Source organism: Chamaesiphon sp. OTE_75_metabat_556 (assembly GCF_031378165.1).
Taxonomy (GTDB): domain Bacteria; phylum Cyanobacteriota; class Cyanobacteriia; order Cyanobacteriales; family Chamaesiphonaceae; genus Chamaesiphon.
The window spans coordinates 1-5,636 of sequence record NZ_JANNDR010000346.1 but is presented as its reverse complement, the minus strand read 5'-3'; the positions used below and the strand labels follow the sequence as shown (position 1 = coordinate 5,636).

At 47.0% G+C, this 5,636-nt stretch carries 3 protein-coding genes; 1 reads left to right on the top strand and 2 read right to left on the bottom strand.

What is annotated here, in order from left to right; genetic code table 11:
- Positions 1–1,721, bottom strand: a 1,721-nt coding sequence (argS, locus tag RMO27_RS14070) for an arginine--tRNA ligase (protein WP_309733540.1), incomplete at its 3' end; no start/stop codon positions are given.
- 233 nt (positions 1,722–1,954) lie between these two features.
- On the opposite strand from argS, the gene RMO27_RS14065 reads away from it, so the two are divergent.
- Positions 1,955–3,256 (top strand): MFS transporter, encoded by a 1,302-nt coding sequence (locus RMO27_RS14065; RefSeq protein ID WP_309733539.1) that lies wholly within the window; start codon positions 1,955–1,957, stop codon positions 3,254–3,256.
- 402 nt (positions 3,257–3,658) lie between these two features.
- Here RMO27_RS14065 and RMO27_RS14060 read toward each other — a convergent pair whose 3' ends face one another.
- Entirely contained in the window at positions 3,659–5,545 is a 1,887-nt protein-coding gene (locus tag RMO27_RS14060; protein ID WP_309733537.1) for a phosphodiester glycosidase family protein, read from the bottom strand.
- Positions 5,546–5,636 lie beyond the last annotated feature (91 nt).

Genomic DNA, 5,636 nt, shown 5'->3' with positions numbered 1-5,636 from the left:
AATCCCAATTGCAACGTTTTGGCAGTCAGATCGCACAGAACTAATCGAGAAGTTCGCAGTGGTTCTTCTGCTTGTAAGACAGAATGTTTGTCATAGAACTGATTGAATTTTTGGCTGAGTTCAAATAGGTATTGACACAACCGATTCGGTAGCAAATCTCGCTCTACCTCAGAAACGATCGATCCTAGTTGGAGCAGATGTTTCGCCAGCGTCAGTTCTAATTCTTCATTGAGGATAATTGGGGCATTCGCGCCGAGGCTCTCGAAATCAATACCACCCTTCCGGCTAATGCCGCGCACGCGCACGTAGGCATACATCATATAGGGTGCCGTATTGCCTTGCAGTGCCAGCATTTTGTCGAAACTGAAGGCATAATTACTCGTACGATTTTGGCTCAAGTCGGAGTACTTAACGGCACTGAGTCCGACAATCTGGGCACTATTGGCGATAAATTCTGGCGTTTCTTGTCTGGAGTCTTCTGCTAGTCGCGATTCTAGATCGTTGCGGAATCGATCGACAGCTTCATCGAGTAACTCTTTTAATTTAATCGCTTCACCCGATCGAGTCTTGATTTTTTTACCATCTTCACCTAATACTAACCCAAAGGGAACGTGAGTGATCTCGACATTTTCGGGTATCCATTTTGCTAATTTGGCAACTTGAAAAACTTGGGCAAAATGATCGGCTTGTCCGGCATCGGTGATATAAATGATCCGATCGGCTGTGTCGGTTTGAATCCGATAGCGGATGGCGGCTAAATCAGTGGTGGCGTAGTTATAACCACCGTCGGTTTTTTGGACGATTAGCGGCAAGGGATCGCCCTCACGATTGGTATATCCTTCTAGGAATACGCATTGTGCGCCGTCGCTTGCGACTAGTAAGCCAGTTGCTTTTAAGTCCTCAACTACGGCGGATAAATAGGGATTGTAGAATGATTCGCCGCGTTCGGTAAGGTTGACATTCAATCTGTCATAAATAACCTGAAATTCGCGCCGCGACTGATCGCATAAGAGGTTCCAAGCTTTAATCGTATCGGGATCTTGGGCTTGTAATTTGACTACTTCCTGTCTGGCGGCAGCTTGAAACTGGGGATCTGTATCGAAGCGTTGTTTGGCTTGCTTATATAAGACTACCAAATCGCCCAAATCGAGGGCATCTGCCGTCGTGAGAGCTTGGGGATAGGCTTCCCGCAAGTAGAGAATCAACATCCCAAATTGAGTCCCCCAGTCGCCGACGTGATTGAGTCTGAGCACATCATGACCGCGAAATTCTAATACCCGCGCGATACAATCTCCTAGAATAGTCGATCGCAAGTGGCCGACGTGCATTTCTTTGGCGATATTCGGACTAGAGAAGTCTACGATGACACGTTGAGGTTTGTCAGCAACTGGCACCCCCAAACGGCTGTCAGACTGCATAGCTTGGAGCTGAGTGGCGAGATGACTGGGTTTGACGATAAAATTGATAAAACCAGGGCCAGCAATTTGCGGCGGTTCGCACACTGTGGCGACATCTAGATTATCGACGATCGACTGGGCGATCTGACGCGGCTGCTGTCCCAATTTTTTGGCAAGTCCCATCGCCATATTTGCCTGATAATCCCCAAATTTGGGATTGCTCGATAAGACCAAAATGGGATCGGTGCCAGCATAATCGGCTCCCAAGGCAGCCACGATCGCACGATCGAGTTGAGTAGTCAGGTAGGCGATAGTGGAGTTCATATCAGAGCTGCGAGGAATTAATAGCTACTAGTTATTATCCATTATCGCCCGTCCACTCCAACGACTGTCACACCTTGTCAGCTTTTTTGACCCACTTATAGGTACAATCGCTAGAGACGATCTTGGATTAGACTGCAATATTATTACTATTTAGACTGCTGACGTTGCCAGCTTCTTCGCATTGGTCACACCCCCATTTCTTACCAATTCTCTATATCCCTATTCTCTAGCCTATGTTGCCTGCAAAAACACCTACAGAGGCGAGTGGATTTAAGGCTCTACTCAAAAACCGCTCGTTTTTATTGTTGTGGACTGGGCAAATTTTTTCGCAGGTTGCTGATAAAGTATTGACTGTAATGTCGATCGCTTTATTAACTACCTATAATATTCCAGTCAAATATGCCGCTTCTTCTAGTTCGTATTTGTTTGTGGCGACGACAATTCCGGCAATTTTATTTGGGGCGGCGGCGGGAATCTTTGTCGATCGCTATCCCAAGAAAAAGATCATGGTAATTTCGGATCTGATCCGGGGTGGCCTGATTTTATTATTACCAATTTTACCAAAGGAATTTGGAGTTTTATTGTTCATTACGTTTGCGACTTCGACGATAACTCAAGCATTCGCACCAGCAGAACAGTCGGCAATCCCCTTAGTTGTCAAACCCGAAAATCTCTTAACGGCAAATGCCCTATTTACCACGACATCGACGGCCTCGGTGATCGTCGGATTTGGGATTGCGCCGACAATTTTGACGGCTGTTACCAATATTAGCCAAAATGGTTCGCGCGAGATTCTGGTGGCCTCACTCTATTTTATTGCTGCCGGACTGGGACAATTCGTGCAGATGCAAGAAACGATTGCCGAAGGCAGGTCTTCGACCAACAATACTGGCAAACATGCTCGCAAAGTCAATCCATGGCATGAGTTAAAAGTTGGATTTGATTATATCTGTAGCAATAAATTATTGCTGAACGCGATGCTCCAATTAGCCGTGTTTTCTTCGACGATCGCGGCATTGCCCGTATTGGCAGTTAAACTTACTGCCGAGGTAGGTTTAAAGACCGAAGAATTTGGGTTTTTAGTCGCCCCAGCGGGGATTGGTTTAGTATTAGGGGCGGGAATTTTAGGACATTTTGGCAATCGGATTCAACAAAAATCCCTACCCTTAATTGGGTTTGTGGGGATGAGTCTCGTGCTAGTCACATTTACCTTCGTTGACAGCTTGTGGCTGGGTCTAATCTGTGCGGGGATCTTGGGCTTGGGCGCGTCTCTCATTGCCGTCCCCGTCCAAACCCTCATCCAGGAAAAAACACCAGAATCAATGCGGGGGAAAGTGTTTGGATTTCAGAATAATGCGGTCAATATCGCCGTCGCTGTGCCCCTGATTATTGTTGGCCCGTTGACCGATCGCTTTGGATTGCCACCGGTATTATGGGGGATGAGTGTCATCGTGACGATCGCGGGGATCTTGGCGTGGAATAGTACGCGGCATGTATTGGCGGAGGTAATGAAAGATGAAAGCTCCAACTTGTAACTCGATCTGCTCACCAAGGATGAAAACCGCCAGTAAATATTGACACCAATCGGTTTTGAGTTCGTCAGTAGTATAAAATCGGGCAAAGACTGTCACCGCGGCGATCGAATCTACCGTGAAATGGCTGATACCGATGTGACGCAGATCGGGTTATAGTGATGACATTGAGGTTGGTTCCGCCAGTTAAATCGGCAACCAGCATTCAAGAATATTTTTTTAGTAACTGCTGCTCTCATCTGCATCTGATTACGAAAGGAAATCGGGGTTTTAAATTTAAAGGCGATCGTTAAATTGGTAACGATCGCCTTTTTTGTGAGTTTATAACATTTTCCTTGGCTATGAAGCGGAGATTCAGGGTACCCTCAGATCTCTGCTTGTACTGTGTAATTTTGGAAGGTGAGCTTATGGTTCGATCGTAATCCCGATCGCATTGTGAACGCGGGCGGCAGTAGCTGAAGATCGATCGACTAATTGCCCGCCGAGGTAGAGGCTCGTAGAACTCCCACCATCGAGGTTGAGTGCGTCTACCGCCCCCATTTGCTGGATCAGTTGCGCCATTTCTGCCAGAGTGGGACCTTTACCACCGGGATGGGGATGGACGGTGACTAACCAGATCTTACCTGTGGCGGTACTGCCGATCGCGCTGCGGACTGCGGCTTCTTTACTAAAATTCGCGCTAAAATTTTCGCTTTTCGCATCGAGGACGACTTTGCCCGATTGTACCAACCAGGGGCCAGCGGCAATAATCTGGGAGTAGGTATCGAATTCCGGTGGGGTAATCTGCTGCTGGAGCGTCAGGCTGGTACCGATCGGGATGCTCCCAGACAGCTCTAATTGCCCCCGTAAGGTCAGCAAATAGCCATTGGCAGGGATGGGAATATTCACACTGCCAATCGCATTACCAGGGGTGATTTGGGTGACTTTGTTTTGTTGGATTGTGAAAATCAGTTCGTTCGCTTGTAGCGGCGTGTAAGTGCTCCCCCAGTCAGTTGTATACCGACCGAATCCCGCTTGGACATAAGCACTATTGAGCGCGAGAATTGGTAGCTGTGTGCCGGTGGTGGTAGCAATCGTTTCTTGCATTTTCAAGCGCGCGATCCGCATCTGTCCTTTGTCATTCCAACCGATTGCGCCGCGATTTAAGACTGGACTAGATAACCATTTACCATCGCGTTTGATGGCACCCAATGGCATCCGATTATTGCGATTGAAATAGCCCCCATTAATAGCGGCAACAACTGGAGTGGTAGGGGCAAATTTAATCAGATGATTGGTACCGACTAAATTTGGTTCGAGGGCTAGCATCGATCGAATTTTGATTCCCTTTTGACGTGGGTCGATTTCGAGATAGCTAACGGGGAAATTAGTTGCACCCAGTTTTACCCATTTTTGTCGCCATTTGAGTCCGGGTGCCCACTTGATCTCGCGATCGGGGATAGTTGCTAAGTTGGGATTGATGCTGACTTCGAGACTGGTTTGCGACAATAATTTCGCTCTAGCCCGGTGTCCTTTGACGATCGGAAATTGGACGATCGTTTGATTTTTATTACTAGTAACTTTATATGCTAATTTTTTTGCGGTCGGATCGTCATCGGGGTCGAGATTGGGATCGATAATTGGCGGTGGGGCGTTAAATTGGGCGAGTAAAGTGGGGTCGGCATTAGCTTCGATCGTTAGATAACCTTCGGTCGCTGTTTGACTGAGTTTCCAGGGTGTCACTCGATCTAAAGTAACAGTAATTTTGCCATTTTTGGGAATAGTTTCGCGCCGGACATTGGTTACCCGCGTCGCTGGTGTATTGAGTTGCAGTTTAGTCCCCGCAACCTGCCATTGCCAACCGCTCCGTTTGGCGAGATCGGTGATATCGAGATAGCGATATTGGCGGCTGAGTTTGGCATTGACACTTACTGGTGTCGATGACCTTTGGTCTGCCTTCTCTTCTCTTCGAGAGGCTTCGCCAACGAGACGCTTCGCGAACGGCAATCGAGTAGTTGCATACCAATCGATCGGCTGAGTCAAATAATTACTATTAGTAAATAACTCGACACCAAGCTGTCGATCGAGAGCAGTATCACTAATTCCCAATCGCAAACTATTACCGACTTGCCATTGTGCCCAGGGAATATTCAGAGTTTTACCATTTAAGAATATTTCCGTACCTTGACTGACAAAATTCTGCGGAGATGGAACTTTAGTGACTAGATCTGGTGAATCTACTTGGGGTTCTGCTTGGGCAATTTGAGTCAAACAGAATAGAGAATTTAAGTTAGTAATGATACTAACAATCATGATGAGATAAAATCTCCGATAATTCATAGTCGATTATTTGGGTAGATGCCAGAATTGCGATCGATATAGATTGAGACAGCCGCGATCGGTA